Below are 2913 nucleotides of genomic sequence, written 5' to 3'. Positions count from 1 at the left end.
CTTTTGAAAGCGATTATGACAGCAAGCACGGTGCTCTGTACGGCGAGTTGACCCAGCATTGGACTGACCGTGTTAGTACCATTACCGGTTTGCGGGTTGAGCGTTATGACAATGACTACCTGGACAGTCGGGGCGTCACGGCAGAACCTGAAGACACAATGGTTGGCGGGAATTTCAGTCTGCGCTACCAAGCTTCCGATGAGAGTTACCTGTACGCAACAGTAGCTCGCGGTTATAAAGCCGGAGGTGTTAACGGGGAAGCCCTGGGTAAAGCTGAAGATCAGGGACTGGAAGAATTAGAAAACTATCTATTAGAGCGAGCAACTTTCGCGCCCGAAATTCTCTGGAGTACTGAGTTAGGTGTTAAAGGTAGTAGCCCCGATGGCCGTTTAACGTCGCGGGTTAGCGCGTTTTACCACTGGCGCGACGATGTTCAGCTAAAAGGTTGGGTGAATCGCGATCAGTCTTTTGTCGGTTATATCGAAAATGCAGCGGAAGGCACGGGTTATGGCCTGGAAGCAGAAATTCGAAATCAGTTGACTGACTGGCTGGCTGTTTTCGCTTCCGCCAGTTGGTTAAGAACCGAAATTGACGGTTTTGTCACGGAAGACGGTATGGACATGACGGGCCGTGAACAGGCGCAAGCACCTAACTACCAGTTTAATATTGGCCTTGAGGGCTGGGTCGGCGAGAACTTCCAGTGGGTGATTCAGGCCGACGGCAAAGATGAATTCTATTTCTCCGATTCGCATAACCAAAAAGCCGATAGCATGGCAGTATTGCACCTTGCGTTGAACTATCATTACCAAGACTGGCGTATCAGTTTCTGGGGTCGTAATTTAACAGATGAAGACTATGAAATTCGTGGCTTCTATTTTGGTAATGACCCACGTAAAGAGTACATCCCCGAAACTTACGTGCAGTATGGTGAACCTCGTCGCTTTGGGGTTACTGTCAGTAAGTCGTTTTAAAGGAGGGTAACATGCAAGTTTCAGTGGAAATGTCGTTGTATCCTTTAGCTGACAGCTATCTGGATACCATAAAAGACTTTATTGAGCGCTTAAACCAGCATTCAGAGTTAACGGTTCTGACCAATACGATGAGCACCCAAGTCTTTGGTGAGATGCAGGACGTTATGCGTATTTTAGGTGAAGAAATGGAACTGCTTTTTCAAAATGTGCCTTCGAATGTTCTGGTTTGTAAGTTTATTAATAAGGATTTAAGGCCGGAGAATGCTTGAGTCTTCGCTCGAGTTCTGGCTTGAACAGCTAATGGTCAGCTCCCCCTGGGAACTGACCGCTTTAGTTCTGGCGCTTGGCTATCTCGTACTGGCCGCGCATCAACGACAATGGTGTTGGGCTGCTGCCGCGGTAAGCTGTACTATTTACGCCGTATTGTTTTGGCAGGGCCGGTTGTATATGGAGTCTTTGCTGCAGACTATATACATTGCTTTGGCCGGATATGGCTGGTGGCAATGGCAACGTCAGCAAAGCGCCGCAAAAGAGAGCCCTGACGGTGCAAAGTATCCGCTGCGATGGCACCTTATACAATGGGCGTGGTTAGTTCCCCTGGCCGCTTTAATTGCTTATTTGTTGTCGGTCTACACAGACGCGGACGCAGTGTGGCTAGACACTTATACAACGGTCTTCAGTTTGCTGGCTACCTGGCTGGTAACCAAGAAGGCGTATGAAACCTGGTGGTACTGGTTGGTCATAGACAGTGTTTACGTTTATTTGTACGCCAGCAAAGGCTTTGTGGCTACTGCTTTGCTTTTTGTTGTTTATCTTATTCTGGTTGTTTACGCCATGTGGCGTTGGCGCCATGACACCCAGTTAAAGTCCGTGGGCGAAATTGGGTGATAGATAAGCCAGAAGAAATAAAGCTTTTAGCGTCCGGGCAGTCCAATCAGGCCTTACGCTTAATAACGGGCACTGACGACTACGTATTGAAACGTTGGCGGAATGAAGAAGTATTTGCGGTTGACAGAGAGCGGGAAGTATCGCTTCAGCAGCAGCTGGCCAAGCTTTCTTTAGCGCCGGAAGTATTGGATTACCACACTGGGCAAGGTTGGCTATTGCAACCTTATTACAAAGCCCCTTCGCTAGAGCAGGTCACTTTATCTCCGTTAATTAAAGCTTGCGGCGCGCCTGAGACACTGGCCAAAAGTCACTCCGTGCGCGTTGATGTTCCACCCTGGTCAATGGCGGAGCGGATTGAGCATTACTTGCAGCAACTGCAAGCTTTTGACGCACCCTCTGTAACAGTTATGCGGCAGCAGCTAAAACCTATTGCCTCAGTTATTGATGACTGGCTCAGTTTTCCTGTGTTGTGTCACAATGACTTATCGATGAACCATATTTTGATGACCGACCCAATGAGAATCATTGACTGGGAATATGCGGGCATAGGGAATCCGCTGTTTGATATTGCCAGTACCATAAAAATTAACCGGCTAAGTAGTGAAATGGTCGAGCGTTTAATTTCTGATTATGAAAAACGAACTCACTACCAGGTTGATCGGCAACGTTTGTCACAATGGTGTGAGTTTGTGGAATGGCTGAACAAAGTGTGGCAGCATTTGTTCCGACATACCTCTTAATGTGAACACACTGCCATGACGGATAAAAAATTGACGGAACGCGTGTACGGCTATTTAGCGGAAGACGAAGATGCCCGTGTATGTAAAGACATTCCTGAATCAGCCTGTAATGAGCAGCCTCGCTCGTTTGTTTTAATGTTGCTATCGTTAATGTTAACAAAGTTGGGCGATAGCCTCGTCAGCGCCCGTTTGGTACTGCCGTGGATGCTGAGTTCGCTCGGAGCCCCTGCTATATTCATTAGTGCGCTGGTACCACTACGTGAATCATTAGCTCTATTACCTCAGCTTTTTGTTGCTCAAAAGCTTCGTGAACA

The 2913-nt window shown here is 47.8% G+C and carries 4 protein-coding genes and 1 pseudogene; all 5 read left to right on the top strand.

Annotated elements, in window-relative coordinates; genetic code table 11:
- Window positions 1–971: TonB-dependent receptor (locus B3180_RS10700; RefSeq protein ID WP_286844422.1), on the top strand; the 971-nt coding region annotated here is incomplete at its 5' end.
- Window positions 972–982: 11 nt separating this feature from the next.
- Complete coding sequence (locus B3180_RS10695; protein WP_222235888.1) at window positions 983–1240, top strand: YkoF family thiamine/hydroxymethylpyrimidine-binding protein; 258 nt, start codon at window positions 983–985, stop codon at window positions 1238–1240.
- The gene (gene pnuC / locus B3180_RS10690; protein WP_054490142.1) at window positions 1233–1859 is read left to right on the top strand and encodes a nicotinamide riboside transporter PnuC; all 627 of its coding nucleotides are present in this window, start codon (window positions 1233–1235) and stop codon (window positions 1857–1859) included. Before B3180_RS10695 ends, pnuC begins: the two co-directional genes overlap by 8 nt.
- On the top strand, window positions 1856–2599 hold the full coding sequence (locus B3180_RS10685; RefSeq protein ID WP_286844419.1) for a phosphotransferase: 744 nt from the start codon (window positions 1856–1858) through the stop codon (window positions 2597–2599). Before pnuC ends, B3180_RS10685 begins: the two co-directional genes overlap by 4 nt.
- A 15-nt stretch (window positions 2600–2614) precedes the next feature.
- Window positions 2615–2913, top strand: a pseudogene (locus B3180_RS10680) (MFS transporter permease); the annotation flags it as partial.

This window comes from Idiomarina sp. UBA4206, from assembly GCF_002383015.1.
In the GTDB taxonomy this organism is placed as follows: Bacteria; Pseudomonadota; Gammaproteobacteria; order Enterobacterales; family Alteromonadaceae; genus Idiomarina; species Idiomarina abyssalis.
The sequence above is the reverse complement of the archived record's forward strand: the minus strand, read 5'-3'. Positions and strand labels throughout refer to the sequence as shown.